Here is a 15,735-nt window from a genome sequence, read left to right as displayed (position 1 = left end):
CAACAAGGGCGTAAGTAGGTAAAGCCCTATGGTGTAGTACATAGGGCATTGTCATTAGATATTTAGGCTATTTCTTAACTGCTTCAACGTTTGAGATTCAACATCCGAGGGGCGTTTTATCTTATTTAGAACTTCTTGAGCCTTTTTAGTATTACCTATCGAAATCAATATTTCTGCAAAATGAAGATTGATCTGATTGGAATTTGGATCCAATTCAGCTGCGGCTGAAATATTCGTATAGGCTCTGCCCATTAAACCTGATTTAAATTCAATCCATGCCAAAGTATCTAGAATCCCAGCATTTCCTGGTGCCAGTTTTACCGCCTTTTCAGCAGCTGTTAATGCCACTTCTAAATCTCCATTTGCCATCAAAGTATTAAATGCAAAGTTATTAAGTAAAGCAGGATCCCCTTTATCTCCAGACATTAAGTTTTTATACATTGCAGCAGCTTTTTCATATTCGTTTATATAAGTATAAAAACTAGCAATGATGCTTTTAAAGCTTTCGGGGACTGCACCGCCGCTGTTTAACTGCTTTTCTAGCATCTCTTTTGCATGCTCTTTGTGCCCATTTGCAATCATTGCTTTGGCTAACATGGCGGCAGAAATGTAATTCGGTGAATCGTTATGCGCTTTGGTTAACAATTTCTCTGCTTTTTCATAATCCATTTCATTTAGCGCTAGTTGACCTTCGTAATATGGCAACAAAGTAACGTTTTCTTTTCTAGACTCATCTTTCAGTTTCTGAACAATTTTGTTCGCTTTATCTGTTTGATTTAGTTTTGTAGCATAATGAAGTTGCAACATTTCTAACGTATTGTTATTCGGGAACTTTGCGAGTGAACTTTCAGCCAAGTTAAGCGCATTTTGAATATTGCCATCTAACTCATAAACGGCAATGACTCTTAGAATAGGAAAAAGAGAATTAGGAAATTTTACACTCCACTTTTCGTATGTTGCCAATGCCGCACTTTTATCACCTACCGCCATATAGGCGTCGCCTAAAGTAATATAACCAAGAGTATCTAAGTCACTTACATTACTTAATAAGCCTATTGCCTCATCTGGTTTTCCATTTAGGCGCTTACTCAATGCAACTGCGGCAATCGGGCCTTTACTATCGATATCGCTTACATTTAAGGCTGATAAATAAGCTTCAATTTCACTGCTTTGACCTAGAGTATTGGCAGCATTAACAGCGGCGATCAAGGATTGAAGATTGTTAGGTGAAAAAGAAAGAATATTTTTTGCAGAAGCAAGAATATTTTCAGGCTGGTCTAATTTTTCATATATTTTCAGTAAATATTGGCTCGCCCCAAGATGCTTAGGGTTAAAAGACAAAGCTTCCTTAAATGCAATTTGCGAATCATTTAAATCGCCATATCGAAAATAAATAATCCCCTCAAGAGTTTTGCCATTTGCTTTGTTAATGTCAAACCATTGATTCGCTACATCGATGGCAGCTGCTTTATCTCCATTTCTAACGTGAGCCATAGCAAGCTGCATCCAGCCAACATCTAAGTCCTTATCACCTGCAATGACTTCCTTAAGTAATTGAATGGCTTGTTTTTCATCTCTACCAAAATTCATCGCAGCCTTACGTAGTTTCACAGTAGCGTTTTCGCTATCTAAATCACTTGCTTCACTAAATAGCTCTTTTGCCCCCCCAAGATCACCTTCCATCGCTAATTTAGCGCCAGTAAGTGAGAACAACTCTGCGTCACTCTTGTCCAGCTGCTGCAATGATTGTAAAGAATTAGATGCCTCAACATTGTACCCCAAGCTTAATTGAACACGGGCAAGTAATCTGTTTACGTCATCACTATGAAACCCTTGGCGTTGTGATAGAAAATATAAGTGCTTATACGCTTGCTCTAAAGAGTCCAGTTGAAACGCGCTCACCCCGGCTATCATCCTTACAGAAGCATTATCTAAACCATTTTGAATAGCCTTTTCGGCAAAAATCGAAGCCTGTTCAAAATCCTTACGTTTATAGGCAATATTTCCCTTATAAAAGTCAATAAGAGGGTTGTTACTTTTCAACATAAGTAACCTGTCAGCTTCTACATCAGCATTATCTAATTGCTCAGCATTTATCATCGACTCAATTAACTTAAAATTGACTTCGTTGGGCTGTGGCATGAGTTCTTTAACTTTCTTGAAGCTATCAACGGCTAAAGCATAATCTGCATTAACATAACTATTTAAACCCTTTAAATACTCTGTTTCAGCTGGTCGATAATTCATTTCTGACAATTGTTGCAGCTGTGTTTCAGCTTTATCATAATCCCTGTTATAAAAATTTGTGTAGGCTTTAGCCACCAATAAGTCTTCTTCACTCAGACTAGTCTTTATATCTTCTAGAGAAATTATCGACTTATCGTCTGTACTTTGTAAAGATGCCAGATACTGAAAGAAGACAGCAGTACTTAAGGCTTGCCGCTCGCTTAGTTTATCTATTTCCAATAATTTGGCGGCTTCAAATTGATCAGTATAATAAAAAACTTTTGCGAACAAAGGGACCACATCATCTTCTAAAACGCCCCTTTCCTGAGCCTTATGCAGCTCCTTTTCCGCCGCTCTTAAGGCTCCCTTCTGGATATATAACTTTCCTAGTGTTAAACGTATAGTGCCGTTTTCTGGTGCTTGGTTTATCGCATTTTTAAGTTCAATAATGGCCGCATCGACCTTACCGACTTGGACATATTGTTCAGCGCTTACAAGAGACTCTTCTGTGGTTTTCTGACCACAAGCAAGAAGACTAAACGTAATGGCAGAGGCAACAGCCAACTTCGACAATTTAATGTTTTTCATCTTTAATTCCTTCTATAAATTTTGAACACCCAATACAACCTAGTTTACATATGTGCAAACAAACCACGGGTATCAACCACAACTTTGGTGTTTACGTCGTTTATATTTAGTGCTTTAAAGGGTTTATGATCCACCAGCACTAACAGCACATTGGCGCGGTCTAGGGCTTCTGATAGGCTCACTAGTTCTACATTTTTGCCTGTTAGGCTTTCTGGCAATTGCTGAATATTAGGTTCGACGGCTAAGATTTCGCCAACATTCATATCGGCTAATTGGCAGGTAATATCCAATGCGGGACTTTCGCGTAAATCGTCAATATCAGGTTTAAATGCCAAGCCCATACAGGCTATGACAGGACGCTTAAATTCGTCGGCTGCCGCTTCGACTTTATTTATAACATATTGCGGCTTACTGTCGTTGATTTCACGCGCGGTGCGAATAATACGAGCCGACTCTGGCGCAGAGTCCACAATAAACCAAGGGTCAACGGCGATACAATGCCCGCCTACACCAGGTCCAGGGCTTAATATATTCACTCTTGGATGGCGGTTCGCCAGTGCAATAAGCTCCCACACATTGATTTTTTGTTCATCACAGATAATGGATAGTTCATTTGCAAAGGCAATATTGACATCACGAAATGAGTTTTCAGTTAACTTGGCCATTTCAGCTGTTCGAGCATTAGTCGAAATGCACTCGCCTCGCACAAAGGTTTTATATAGCTCTATGGCTTTTTGCGCACATTTGTCAGACATGCCACCTATAATTCTGTCGTTTGAGACAAGTTCTTCAAGCACTCTGCCTGGTAATACTCGCTCTGGGCAATGAGCCACAAACATGTCGGGTTCTTGACTGGTTTGCCCGGGAAAGTGCAGTTCAGGACGTAATTCTTGCAACCATTTCGAAAGTTTTTCTGTGGCGCCCACAGGAGAAGTCGACTCCAATATCACCAAATTACCTTTTTCTAATACCGGCGCAATGGCTTGTGCTGCTTTTTGAATAAAACTTAAGTCGGGTTTATGGCCATCTTTAAAAGGCGTGGGTACCGCAATCATAAAGGCATCCGCTGGCTCTGGCGTCAAAGAAGCACGCAATTTACCCATAGTAACCGCCGCTTGAACCACCATATCCAAATCAGGCTCAACTATATGTACCTTGCCTTGATTAATGGTTTCGACTGCTTTCTCTGAAACATCGATACCTATAACTTCAATACCTCGTGAAGCGATAACAGCCGCAGTCGGCAATCCTATGTACCCCAATCCAACAACTGAAACTTTTTCAAAAGCCATTTTTAATCCTTATTAGGTTAATCACCTGTGACACTTGAGTCACTAGAAACTTATTATTACCACAGAGACACAGAGGCCACAGAGGCCACAGAGAAAAGACTACTATTTGCTAAATCTAAAAACCTCTGCGCGCTCTGTGGTTAAATTACTGTTTAATTTTTCAAAATGATATCGGCTATCCGCTGGCAGGCTTTGCCATCTCCATAGGGATTATGGGCAAAAGACATGTTTTCATAAGCCTGTTTATCTCTTAGCAATGCCATAGACTCTTTCACAATACAATCGTAATCAGTGCCCACTAATCTAACAGTGCCGGCATCAACGGCTTCGGGCCGCTCAGTTGTATCACGCATAACCAATACCGGTTTTCCTAGTGAAGGGGCTTCTTCTTGCACCCCACCACTATCGGTTAAGATGATATACGCACGGCTCATCAGATAAACAAAAGGAAGGTATTCCTGCGGCTCAATCAAAAACACGTTGCCAACATCACGTAAAATTCGATTAACAGGCTCTCTTACATTGGGGTTAAGGTGCATAGGATACAGCACCTGCACATCATCTTCCTGAGCCAAAGTGCGTAAGGCTTGGCATATATTTTCAAACCCATCACCAAAGCTTTCACGCCTATGGCCGGTAACCAAAATAAGTTTTTTGGTAGGGTCGATAAAGTCAAATTGACTCTTTAATTTTTGATTAAGATCTTGGTCTGCCTCTATACGTTTTTCAACCTGAATAAGGGCATCAATGACGGTATTTCCCGTCACAAACACAGTGTCGGCATTTACATTTTCAACTAATAGGTTGTTCTGAGCTTTAGTCGTAGGTGCAAAATGGAATTGAGTGAGAGATCCAGTTAACTTGCGATTAGCTTCTTCAGGCCAAGGGCTATAAATATTGCCTGTGCGTAGTCCTGCTTCAACATGGCCCACAGGGATCCGTTGATAAAATGCAGCTAAGGATGAGGCAAAAGTAGTAGTAGTGTCACCATGCACCAACACAATATCGGGTTTGCTTGTTTCTAAAACACCTTTGAGCCCTTGCAGCGCTTTGGTGGTGATGTCATATAAGTCCTGTCCAGGTTGCATCAAATCAAGATCGTAGTCAGGCTTCAATGCAAATAAATCAAGCACTTGATCTAACATTTCGCGGTGCTGCGCGGTCACACACACCTCGACATCAAGCTCAGCTCTATTTTTTAGTTCCAACACCAAAGGTGCCATTTTTATTGCTTCGGGACGGGTACCAAATACCAACAATACTTTTTTAATGCTCACAACACTTCCTTAATTCACAAACCCAAAATAAAGATGTTAGATTTTTTGCTCTACAAAACCACACAGCGTACCAAAGTTTTCAAATACCTCTGCGCTGATCTCGTCATCATCAATTTCAATCCCAAAACTATCTTCAATCGCGGTTAACACTGTAACTACGGCCATAGAATCAAACTCGGGTATTGAGCCTAATAATGCTGTTTCTGAATCGATAGGGGTGTCGTTTGAAAGTTGTAAAGCATCAATTAATATGTCTTTCACCAAGGCGACTGTATTCATTCTATTACTACCTGTATTATTGCGTTTTTATTATGGACAGAGCTTGGCTCTATTGTCATTATGCTCATTGTTCCATTATTTATCCTAATAAGAAATACCTTTAAAACACTTAACAGAGATAACCGCCACTATGGTCACCTTTTTCGATGAACTCGTTTCTTACACTGCCCACGTAAAGCCCGATAACCAAGCCCTCATCTACAAGCAGCAAAGTATCAGTTATGCCCAGTTAAGCGCACAAACAACTGAACTAGCCAAAGGCTTGTTTGGCCTTGGCTTACAACGCAGCGAAAGAGTGGCGGTGTTTTTACCCAAATTGCCGGTTACTGTGATGAGTTTGTTTGCTATTACCCAAGCAAATGGCACCTTTGTTCCGGTAAATTCGGTGTTAAAAGCTCTGCAAGTGCAGCATATTTTAAACGACTGCAACGTCAAAATTCTTATCACCAGCAGCGACCGCTTAAAAGCGTTATCGAGTATCGTTAATCAATGTCCTGATTTACAGCATGTGGTGTTGATAGACAAATTGCCTGCCCAAGATGATATGGCAACAATCAACGCCAAAGTAACCCTGTTAACCGAGTTACCCAGCCAAGAGCTAGAGCAAACACCTCGAGTTGAAAACGACATGGCGGCGATTTTGTATACCTCGGGCAGCACCGGCAAACCTAAAGGCGTGGTGCTCTCCCACAGAAACTTAGTATGTGGTGCCCATAGTGTTTCGAGTTATTTACTTAACCATGAAAATGACGTGATTTTAGCGCTACTGCCCATAAGCTTTGATGCAGGCCTAAGTCAAATCACCACGGCCTTTTTTGTCGGTGCAAGTTGCGTGTTGATGGACTATTTTTTAGCAGGCGACGTAGTCAAAACCATCGAAAAGCACCAAGTCACGGGCTTAACAGCCGTGCCACCTCTTTGGCAGCAACTAATGAAAGCAAAATGGCCTGACTCGGCTACCGCACAATTACGTTACTTTGCCAACACAGGCGGTGCCATGCCCCAAGTGACCCTTGCTAAAATTCGTGAAACCTTCAACCACGCCGCTCCTTATCTGATGTATGGCCTAACCGAAGCATTTCGCAGCAGCTATTTACCACCCGATAAAGTAGACGAACGCCCAGGCTCAATGGGCAAAGCTATCCCCAATGCCGAAATCATGGTGATAAACGAAGACGGCAACGAATGCGCAGCAAACGAGCCTGGTGAGTTGGTACATCGCGGCCCATTGGTGAGTTTAGGTTATTGGAACGACGCAGAGAAAACCGCCGAACGCTTTAAACCTCTACCCGTTAAACGAAACGGTTTAGTATTAACCGAGATGGCCGTATGGTCGGGCGACACTGTAAAAAAAGATGACAGTGGCTATTTATACTTTGTAGGCCGCAAAGATGAAATGATCAAAACATCCGGCTACCGCGTCAGCCCAATGGAAGTAGAAGAAGCCTGTTACCAAGGCGCTGAAGAAGTTGCCGAAGCCATTGCTTGTGGGGTACCTAACCTCGAACTGGGACAAGCAATAGTGCTATTGATTGTGATCAAAGACGAGCATGAAATAACCGAAAAAGAATTACTCAATAAATGCAAAAAAAGCCTGCCTAATTTTATGCATCCAAAATGGCTAGAAATACGCTCTCATTTGCCTCGTAACCCAAATGGCAAAGTCGATCGCAGCAAGTTAAGTAAAGAAATGAAGGAAAAATACAGCCATGAATAAAGCGTCGCCTGTACATGCAGATATGCACCAGTTTGAAGTTAAAGACACCCAACTCCAGATAGGTGGATACTCACTCGATCAACTTGCCAGTATGCTAGATAAACAAGTGTTCTACGCATATGATCAAACAGTAGTGAAAGCTCAAATCGATATTTTTCATCGCCATATTCCAGCAAGCATAAAATTACATTACGCTATTAAAGCCAATCCCTACATGCCGCTAATTAATGCGATGCGCCCATGGGTAGAAGGCTTCGATGTTGCCTCTCAGAAAGAAATGCTTATGGCCATTCAATCTGGCATGCCAAACCGAGATATCAGTTTTGCAGGGCCCGCCAAACAACTCCCAGAAATCCGCGCGGCTATAGTTGCGGGTATTACCTTGCATATTGAGTCTGAACTGGAATTTGAACGTGCCGTCAAGTTAGGCCAAGAACTCGACATAAAACCCATTATCGCCTTTAGAGTAAATCCCGCTTTTGAATTAAAAGCATCAGGTATGAAAATGGGCGGCGGCCCTAAACAATTTGGAATTGATGAAGAACGACTTTTTGAGATTTTACCCACACTCGATTACAGTCAATTTGAATTTAGAGGCTTTCACATATTTTGGGGCTCACAAAACCTCAAACAAGAAGCCATCATCGATGCCCACAACAACACCTTTGCTTTAGCCCAAAAACTAATAGATATCACCCCTACCCCCACGGTCACAGTAAATTTGGGTGGTGGTATGGGCATTCCTTACTTCCCTGGTGAAAAGCGTTTAGATCTTGCGCCCATAGGCGAAAACCTCAAACAACTGCTTAAACAATACCCACAACTGGCCAAGCTCGAATTAATCTTTGAACTAGGCCGTTTTCTAGTTGCCGAAGCCGGAATTTATGCCTCGCGAATCACAGATATAAAGGTATCACGGGGTCACACCTACCTAATGACCAACGGCGGCTTACACCACCATTTATCCAACTCAGGTAATTTTGGCCAAGTTATTCGTAAAAACTACCCCGTAGCCATTGGCAATAAAATGGGCTTAGCACCGGAGGAAGCAAAAGTCAGCGCTGTAGGCCCACTATGCACTCCCCTAGATACCCTAGCCGATAAAATGCAGCTACCCAAAGCCGAGTTAGGTGACTGGCTAGTCATATTCCAATCCGGCGCCTACGGCCCCACAGCCAGCCCCCAAGACTTTCTTGGTCATCCGCATGTCAGTGAAATATTGGTTTAATAGACCCCGACATCCTTAGATATGACAAATAAGTGCAGTCATGCCGGCAGCCTTTTTAGCCGGCATGCAGCGCCTATTCTTTTAGCTCTCAAAAAACTACAAGTCACTAGATTCCCGATAAAAACCTTCGGGAATGACAAAAGTAAGTACCGTCATGCCGGCAATCTTTTTAGCCGGCATCCAGCGCCTTTTCTGTTCACTCGAAACTCGAAACTTGTGGCTCACCGCTAACGCATAAAGTCACTGGATCCCCGATAAAAACATTCGGGAATGACAACAGTAAGTACCGTCATGCCGGCAGTCTTTTTAGCCGGCATCCAGCGCCTTTTTCTTTTGGCTCGTAACTCGTGGCTCACCGCTAACGCACAAAGTCACTGGATCCCCGATCAAAACATTCGGGAATGACAACAGTAAGTACCGCCATGCCGGCAGTCTTTTAAGCCAGCATCCAGCGCCTTTTTCTTTTGGCTCGTAACTCGTGGTTCACCGCTAACGCATAAAGTCACTGGATTCCCGACAAAAACATTCGGGAATGACAACAGTAAATACAGTCATGCCGGCAGTCTTTTTAGCCGGCATCCAGCGCCTTTTCTGTTCACTCGAAACTCGTGGCTCACCGCTAGCGCACAAAGTCTCTGGATCCCCGATAAAAACATTCGGGAATGACATACTAAAAGACGAAGGGTTCCCGATAAAACCTAATAACTCACTTTGAACAACACTGGCTTTTGATTTGGTGAACTCTGTCTCCCACCAATATACATGTTTCCTTCTTTGTCCTTAGCCGAACTACCGTAAAGTAAGTATTTACCAACATCCAATGTAGTTGCGTAGCTTACCGAAGTGTTAGTGGATAATTCATAGATAACCCAATCATAAACTTTTGACTTAGGCTTACGTGCTAAGCCCACTAAAAAGTTCTCGCCACTAAAACTAAACAGAGACGCAGCGTAACTTTCACCATCAGGATGGAATTGCCCTAATAAAATAACTTTGTTCGCTCCATCTGCATCGGGATCAATACGATATAAGCCCCCATCACTAGTGGTAAACATAATGTGGCCATTTTGCAGACTGGTATAGGCTACAATTCCGTGGTGAGCTTTCATATTTTTATGCTGATATGACGGCAAGGGATATGACGCAACTAACTCTAGACGGGTATTATATTGATTAAGATGGGCACTAACCTGCTGCTCTGCGTTACTGCTCACCTCAGGTACATAGACGTGACCAAAGTGATCAACCAATAAATTTCGCGATATATGCCCATCAATAGAGCCTACCTGAGCACGTTTTATCTTGCCGGTTTGACTGTCATATTGATACAGCATGTGTTTCCAATAGCCTAAGGTATAAACAAATCGGCCATCGGTATTGACCGCAATCAGCGCTTCGGGAGCTGCCAATAAATGCTCCCAACTCAAATCGTCGGGACGTTTGCGCCATAAGTGCCCGCCCCAAGTGGGGTTATCTCGTTCTGACTCACCTTGTTCATCAAAACTCGAAAAATACAAATAGCCATCATCCCCCTGGTAGAACTTACTATGTAACTTATTTTGCCCTAATCCAGCTTTATCTATGCCGGCCTGATGCAATTGGTCGAGCGTATTGCCCTGTTTAGTTAGCATGTTTATAGAAGGTGAATATTGATATAAATAAGACGTTTGAGGCCCTTCTCCATGAGTTGAAAAACCTAAATAAATATTGCCTAGATCATCCTGCCCCGTTGCCCCCCATATAGCATCAGAGCCTGCAACCGCAGGCAAATCGACTTGCGAAATATTAGGTAAAGAAAAGGCATTCTGTGGCAGAGGTAAATAGCGAGTTCCGACCTGCAAATCCACAGACCGAACTGGTGCACCAATGTCGGGAATATCTACAGGTTCACTGCACCCCAAAATAATAAAGGCTAAACAAAACTGTATAGTATTACGAATAATATTGGGCATTGCGAAGTCTCAATCTATTAGATTGTTATTTAACTAATACGCTATAGGTCTAGCAATAAATTGGCAAGAGAAAAGTCACTGGACTCCCGATAACAACATTCTAAAACGACAAAAACAATCACCGTCATGCCGGCAATCTTTTTAGCCGGCATCCAGCGCCTTTTCTTTTAGCTCGTAACTCGAAATTCGTGGTTCACCGCTAACGCACAAAGTCACTGGATTCCCGATAACTGCATTCGGGAATGACATACTGAAAGGCGCCGGATTCCCGATAACAACATTCGGGAATGACAGGTTAAAATATAAATTAATCCGTCAATCGTACCGCAATTGGGTTGGTGTAAAACATGTAATGGTGTTGTTCTGGTTGAATGCTGCGGCCACGCCAGCGGAATTGGGCGAGGGTTTTACTTACATTGTAGTCGTAGACTAACTTGAATTTGCCATTTTGATAATAGCGCTCGGGCAAGAATTTTTGACTGCTAATGTTGTCGCTTTCAACTATAACCAGCTCTACTTCATCTAATGAAGTTTTATATCCTTGCCAATCTGCTTTATTCAAGGCGACTTCTAGCACAACTCTAAGTTTAGCGCCTTCCGATACACCTAACATGTCACCTGGTGTAGCTTTGATCCCGTTAACTTCGAGATAAAAATCCACTTGTTTTACAAAATTACCATGCTGTGCCCAAAAATCGCCAGAATGAAAACCATTAAGGATATCGTTGTGAGCATTAGATTTTGCTTTCACATGAGTTGATGAAAATTCACAAGGCCAATAGTCCATTTTAGTATTGTGAAAATCAGATGCCGCACGCGCCGCAAAAACTCGCCGGCCATCACGCAATAATTGGTCCCACTCTCCCCCAATTATGGCAATAGAAGGATCCCAACCATGAACCGTCTTTTGTACAAACTCATAAGAGCCATTATCATCGCCGCGCTTTTTTTGATGACCCGGCGCGCCAGAAAACCCAATAACACTTTCATCATATTGTGACCATTCGGTAAAATCGTGCATATTTTCAGCCGTTTGCCAAACTTTTCTGCTGGGATGGTTGTAAAAAATAACGGGCTTAAATACATCAGAAATGAAATGACTAGCAAGCCACTGCAACGCATCCTTTGCTTGATAGTTGCTCTTTTGCCACAACTTGTAGCTGTCGTATCTTTGCCGAAAGGTTTGTAAATTGCGCTTTAAGTTTCTATTTTTTGGAAGCAAAACCGTGGCATGTTCACGCCCTTTAAAAGGCGGAAGGTTCCATTCAAGTCCAGGCATAACAGTCAATTTGGGGAAGGTTACCCCTGCTTGACTAATATCCGCGAAATAACTATCCGACAACACCTTAGGTAAGTCGTTATCCCCGTGATCGGTAATAGCAATAGCCGCGCAACCAAACTGTTGAGCCTTTTCGGCAATGCTCATAATATCCGACGCCCCATCTGAAAAGCGGCTATGAATATGAGTGTCAACTTTAAACCATTGCCTCGGCGCATTATTTACCGACACCACCTTAGGCTGAGTAATGTGAACAGGTTTTGAAGCATTCTGATAAATCAACGCTGTAGCAATACGTTGATCTATTTTTAATTCCAAGGCGGCATATTCCGCTGAATTTAAGTCTCCAAAAACACGTGAAAAATTTTGCTCATTTAAACCTTCTGGTAAGTCATGCACCAAGGGAAAAAACGCTGATTCGTCAGTGATTGTTGATATAACATTCGCAACGCGCTTGGCCAACATCTCATTCTGACGGGAATACTTTGCAAAAAACAATCCCGCCTTATCTGCCGCCAAATCAGCAAAACTAAATCCAGTTCCGCCCTTGCCTTTGTCCAATATCTCCTTTAACTCACCAATACTTAGTCCAATATCTGATTCGGCAATCTGTTCAAGTACAGTGGAATATAAAAAATGTAATGATAAGTCGGCACGCCCGCGTATTTTAGTAGCAACATTACTTTTACCTTTGTAATCCGGTTCAAGGCCTATTGCGCGAGCAAATTGAGGATTACTAAAATGAATAGCCAGCGCCCAAATAATGGCTGAATTTTCTGCAACCCTATCAAAATCTTGTTCAAAACCCATTGAGTATGCAAATAGCTTTTGCATATAAAACGCCAAAGACTCGCTTTCGTGAGGAAGACCCTGCAAATAAGTAAGATAAAATGTCACCCGAGTTGGGCTAACACTATCAACACTGTTAAATTGTGTTGCCAGCTTAACCACATCGCTTACTGACTCATTAATTTTTACACTAAAATCACTCGCTTTTTGCGCTGAAAAGCGGATTTCGCCATTTTGCAACTCCGCATCTGCTAATAAGGTGGTTGCCGTTTTCTGCACTTCGGTTCCAAACAACAAAAAAGTCACGTTTTCGAGCATCCAGTTAGCAATAGAACCCGCTATCGGCAAATCCCCAAGATAACAAATATCAAACTCAAACTTGTCAAAGCTAGGGGTTAAAAAACATTTAAAATTCACATACATAGAGGTAGAAAAAAAACTGACTTCCTTGCTGGCTAAAACCAACAACCCAAATTGACTTAGCCTAGCCTCAAACGCACTAGCGGGGATGGTATGAGAAGCCACTGCCGCAATCGCATCAATATCCGATTGTTGTAACCGAATATCAACAAAGGTCTGCGTTGATGCAAACTCCCCTAATATCTCCTTCACCAATTTTCGCGTTTGCGACGCTTCGGCAGATGACAAAGCTTGAGGGGTGACTACAGCGGCTTCTTTGGTGAAGATTAAGTAGGATGTTAAAACAATAGTGGGTATTACAATCCAGATAAAAATATAGAAACTTTTTTTAAACATTTTATTATTATTTACCCAAATTTTAACGAAACGAATCTACGTGCCTAACTAAAACCTAACCATTAGTTGCACATTCGCCTACTTTATCTAAAAATTGCTGATTTCCTATCAATTGACTAGCAATTAGCCGCCCCAGCATCAGACTACCTTGCTGGCTAAAGTGCCTAGAATCCTTAAAATTTTCTGCGCTACCTTCAACACCATATTCCCAAGGAATGAAAGGAACATTAAGTTTCTCTGCTAACTGTTGATTTGCATTGTTGTAGAAAGTGGAAATAACATTGAAATCATCTTTAGCCATATAAGGCATGTAATATACGGCGGTCGCGAGAGCATCAATACTTTCATTATTATTCGGTCTATATTGTTGTCCATATCCCAAAATGACTGGCAGTGCATCATCGTTTTTTATTTCATTGATTAAGTTAGCCATAGTAGCTCTGTAGAACTCTGTCACAGAATCTTCTGTATACGTAAGTGCAGATTTTTTATTTACTAACAATCGTTTTTCACGCTCCACATCCATATTTTTTTCAAGTTTTTCCCAAAACAATGAATATTGTGCCAATATGCTTTTTTTGGAGTGTTTTGTTAAGCTCACTCCCTGTCTCTTAGCGAGATCATTGAATACACCGTTACTATCATCCGTCATGAGGACGACTAAATCAGCGTTAATTTTTGCTACGTTGGCTTTGTAGTGTAAAAGTACCTTTTCAGTACCGGTTCCAGGGACTCCTGCGTTAAAATACTCAAATGAGCAACCTGGAAAAGCGTTTTGCAGGTTAGTTGTTGCAACAGCTGGCCATGTCATGGCTTCATCAAAAACATAAGGGTCGAAGGTAATAGAACTTCCAAGAAAACCAATTCTAATCTTATCTACCTCAGAGGATAATTCAGGCCCTCTAAAACCTAAGGAATTGAAAGAAATTTTACCCATAGTTGCGTGCGGTTTAGGTAAACGTAACTTAGTGCTTTCCTGAATATAAAATGCACTTGATTTTTCTACTGTTACTTCCCCAAAATTAAGTCTTTGTTCTAATCTTAGAATTATTTCAGCACTAGCAAATGCTCCCACAAATAAAACAATTATACAGATGCCAGTAAGGATTTCTTTTTGCCGAGTCGTAAAATATAGAGACATAATTATAAAGCCAAATATTTGAATTCAGCGGTTGGTTCAAAGGCAAAATAAATCACTATGCCAACCAAACATAGATACCAGGCAGTTAGAACGAGTCTAAATGCCCAATTTGGCAAATACTTACTAAGAATTGTTTTCATTTTTTACATCCAAAATACTAGTACTTTTCCCATCGCCGCAAATCCTTCAAAGATGGTGGGGTAACTCACTATATTAAACCCAAACCATACAAAGTTGAGAGTTAACAAAACACTCAACACATATGTGATAGGGCTGATTATTGTAGGTAAAGCTGGAAGTTGCGGTTTGAATTTTTGAAATAGCTGCCAGACTACTATTCCCAAACCATGGTAAGCCCCCCAAACGACATATTTAAAACTTAATTCATGCCATACACCAATGATAAGCATAGTGGCAATTGCCCCCAATGCAGGACTGCGAGAACTAGACATCACAGTGTTAAATACGTATTCCCTACACCAACTAGTGAGTGAAATATGCCAACAACGCCAAAAATCAGATATATTCTTTTGAAAATAAGGCCAATTAAAATTCTCCATAACCTTAAAGCCCAACATTTTGGCAAAACCAATAGCAATATCTGAAAATCCTGAGAATTGCATATATAGGTTTAGGCCATTCCTAACCATGTTCAAATAAATAATTCCAGGTTCATCTGCGGATCCTAAACTATCAATATAATTTTGAAATACGCCCGAAATTAGATAGTTGCCAAGAAAAGTAATCTTTACATAGCCATATAAAATTCGTTCTGCACCTGAAGTAAGATACTCCATTTTCCAATGGTTTTTCTTAGAGCTAATTAGGAAATCATTAAATCTATGAATTGGCCCAATGACTAAGGTTGGAAGAAAAAATTGATATTGTAGATAATCCACAAGACTATGGCGGGGCAAACTCCCCTTGTACGCTTCTAAGATATAGTGAATCACTCGCAAGCTATAATAAGCTAATCCTAGGGGAATGATTATTGCAACTTGCCCTTGTATAGGAACAAGTTCAACGGCGTACTTGTAACCCACTAACAAAAGCAGCACTGCGCCAACAAGAAAACTAGCCTTTATTCCACTCATCGATCCTTGTGACGAATTGACTCCTAAATATGAGCCAATAGTTAAAGCAGCCAATAGCCCGAAAGAAACAGGGGAATTAAGTAACAAAAATACTGCAGTGCAAAACATCAATAAATG

Annotated in this window: 10 protein-coding genes; 2 read left to right on the top strand and 8 right to left on the bottom strand. The window is 41.4% G+C overall.

Annotation, left to right across the window (positions count from 1 at the left end; all coding sequences use genetic code 11):
• Window positions 1–54: 54 nt before the first annotated feature.
• The 4 genes from prsT to Q0688_RS25680 all read right to left on the bottom strand — a co-directional run bounded on the left by prsT (window position 55) and on the right by Q0688_RS25680 (window position 5,662).
• Window positions 55–2,814, bottom strand: coding sequence for an XrtA/PEP-CTERM system TPR-repeat protein PrsT (prsT, locus tag Q0688_RS25695; protein WP_299084292.1), 2,760 nt, complete (start codon window positions 2,812–2,814; stop codon window positions 55–57).
• Window positions 2,815–2,858: 44 nt separating this feature from the next.
• Entirely contained in the window at window positions 2,859–4,106 is a 1,248-nt protein-coding gene (gene wecC, locus Q0688_RS25690) for a UDP-N-acetyl-D-mannosamine dehydrogenase (RefSeq protein WP_299084289.1), read from the bottom strand.
• Window positions 4,107–4,258: 152 nt separating this feature from the next.
• A complete protein-coding gene (gene wecB / locus Q0688_RS25685) occupies window positions 4,259–5,383 on the bottom strand; it encodes a non-hydrolyzing UDP-N-acetylglucosamine 2-epimerase (protein WP_299084286.1) in 1,125 nt (374 codons plus the stop codon).
• Between the two features lie 36 nt (window positions 5,384–5,419).
• Complete coding sequence (locus tag Q0688_RS25680) at window positions 5,420–5,662, bottom strand: acyl carrier protein (RefSeq protein WP_299084283.1); 243 nt, start codon at window positions 5,660–5,662, stop codon at window positions 5,420–5,422.
• Window positions 5,663–5,792: 130 nt separating this feature from the next.
• Between Q0688_RS25680 and Q0688_RS25675 the strand changes: the two genes are divergently transcribed.
• Window positions 5,793–7,379: an acyl-CoA ligase (AMP-forming), exosortase A system-associated gene (locus tag Q0688_RS25675; RefSeq protein ID WP_299084280.1), complete on the top strand. Its 1,587-nt coding sequence runs from the start codon at window positions 5,793–5,795 to the stop codon at window positions 7,377–7,379.
• Window positions 7,372–8,607, top strand: a complete 1,236-nt coding sequence (locus Q0688_RS25670) for a pyridoxal-dependent decarboxylase, exosortase A system-associated (protein WP_299084277.1) — start codon at window positions 7,372–7,374, stop codon at window positions 8,605–8,607. Before Q0688_RS25675 ends, Q0688_RS25670 begins: the two co-directional genes overlap by 8 nt.
• 698 nt (window positions 8,608–9,305) lie before the next feature.
• Here the strand turns inward: Q0688_RS25670 and Q0688_RS25665 are convergent.
• The 4 genes from Q0688_RS25665 to Q0688_RS25650 form a co-directional block, all read right to left on the bottom strand.
• On the bottom strand, window positions 9,306–10,559 hold the full coding sequence (locus tag Q0688_RS25665; RefSeq protein ID WP_299084274.1) for a hypothetical protein: 1,254 nt from the start codon (window positions 10,557–10,559) through the stop codon (window positions 9,306–9,308).
• A 307-nt stretch (window positions 10,560–10,866) separates the two neighbouring features.
• On the bottom strand, window positions 10,867–13,383 hold the full coding sequence (locus Q0688_RS25660) for a PHP domain-containing protein (protein WP_299084271.1): 2,517 nt from the start codon (window positions 13,381–13,383) through the stop codon (window positions 10,867–10,869).
• A 55-nt stretch (window positions 13,384–13,438) separates the two neighbouring features.
• Window positions 13,439–14,524, bottom strand: coding sequence for an SGNH/GDSL hydrolase family protein (locus Q0688_RS25655; RefSeq protein ID WP_299084268.1), 1,086 nt, complete (start codon window positions 14,522–14,524; stop codon window positions 13,439–13,441).
• A 143-nt stretch (window positions 14,525–14,667) separates the two neighbouring features.
• On the bottom strand, window positions 14,668–15,618 hold the full coding sequence (locus tag Q0688_RS25650; RefSeq protein WP_299084265.1) for an MBOAT family O-acyltransferase: 951 nt from the start codon (window positions 15,616–15,618) through the stop codon (window positions 14,668–14,670).
• Window positions 15,619–15,735: the final 117 nt, after the last annotated feature.

The sequence above is a fragment of the uncultured Paraglaciecola sp. genome (assembly GCF_937123705.1).
Classification (GTDB): domain Bacteria; phylum Pseudomonadota; class Gammaproteobacteria; order Enterobacterales; family Alteromonadaceae; genus Paraglaciecola.
This window is presented reverse-complemented; position numbering and strand designations above follow the sequence as displayed.

Excerpts from the sequence above, each read along its gene's own strand:
- Q0688_RS25660 (WP_299084271.1), bottom strand. The coding sequence starts at position 13,383 with ATGTTTAAAAAAAGTTTCTATATTTTTATCTGGATTGTAATACCCACT.
- Q0688_RS25670 (WP_299084277.1), top strand. The coding sequence starts at position 7,372 with ATGAATAAAGCGTCGCCTGTACATGCAGATATGCACCAGTTTGAAGTT.
- Q0688_RS25680 (WP_299084283.1), bottom strand. The coding sequence starts at position 5,662 with ATGAATACAGTCGCCTTGGTGAAAGACATATTAATTGATGCTTTACAA.
- Q0688_RS25655 (WP_299084268.1), bottom strand. The coding sequence starts at position 14,524 with ATGTCTCTATATTTTACGACTCGGCAAAAAGAAATCCTTACTGGCATC.
- prsT (WP_299084292.1), bottom strand. The coding sequence starts at position 2,814 with ATGAAAAACATTAAATTGTCGAAGTTGGCTGTTGCCTCTGCCATTACG.
- Q0688_RS25650 (WP_299084265.1), bottom strand. The coding sequence starts at position 15,618 with ATGAGTGGAATAAAGGCTAGTTTTCTTGTTGGCGCAGTGCTGCTTTTG.
- Q0688_RS25675 (WP_299084280.1), top strand. The coding sequence starts at position 5,793 with ATGGTCACCTTTTTCGATGAACTCGTTTCTTACACTGCCCACGTAAAG.
- wecC (WP_299084289.1), bottom strand. The coding sequence starts at position 4,106 with ATGGCTTTTGAAAAAGTTTCAGTTGTTGGATTGGGGTACATAGGATTG.
- Q0688_RS25665 (WP_299084274.1), bottom strand. The coding sequence starts at position 10,559 with ATGCCCAATATTATTCGTAATACTATACAGTTTTGTTTAGCCTTTATT.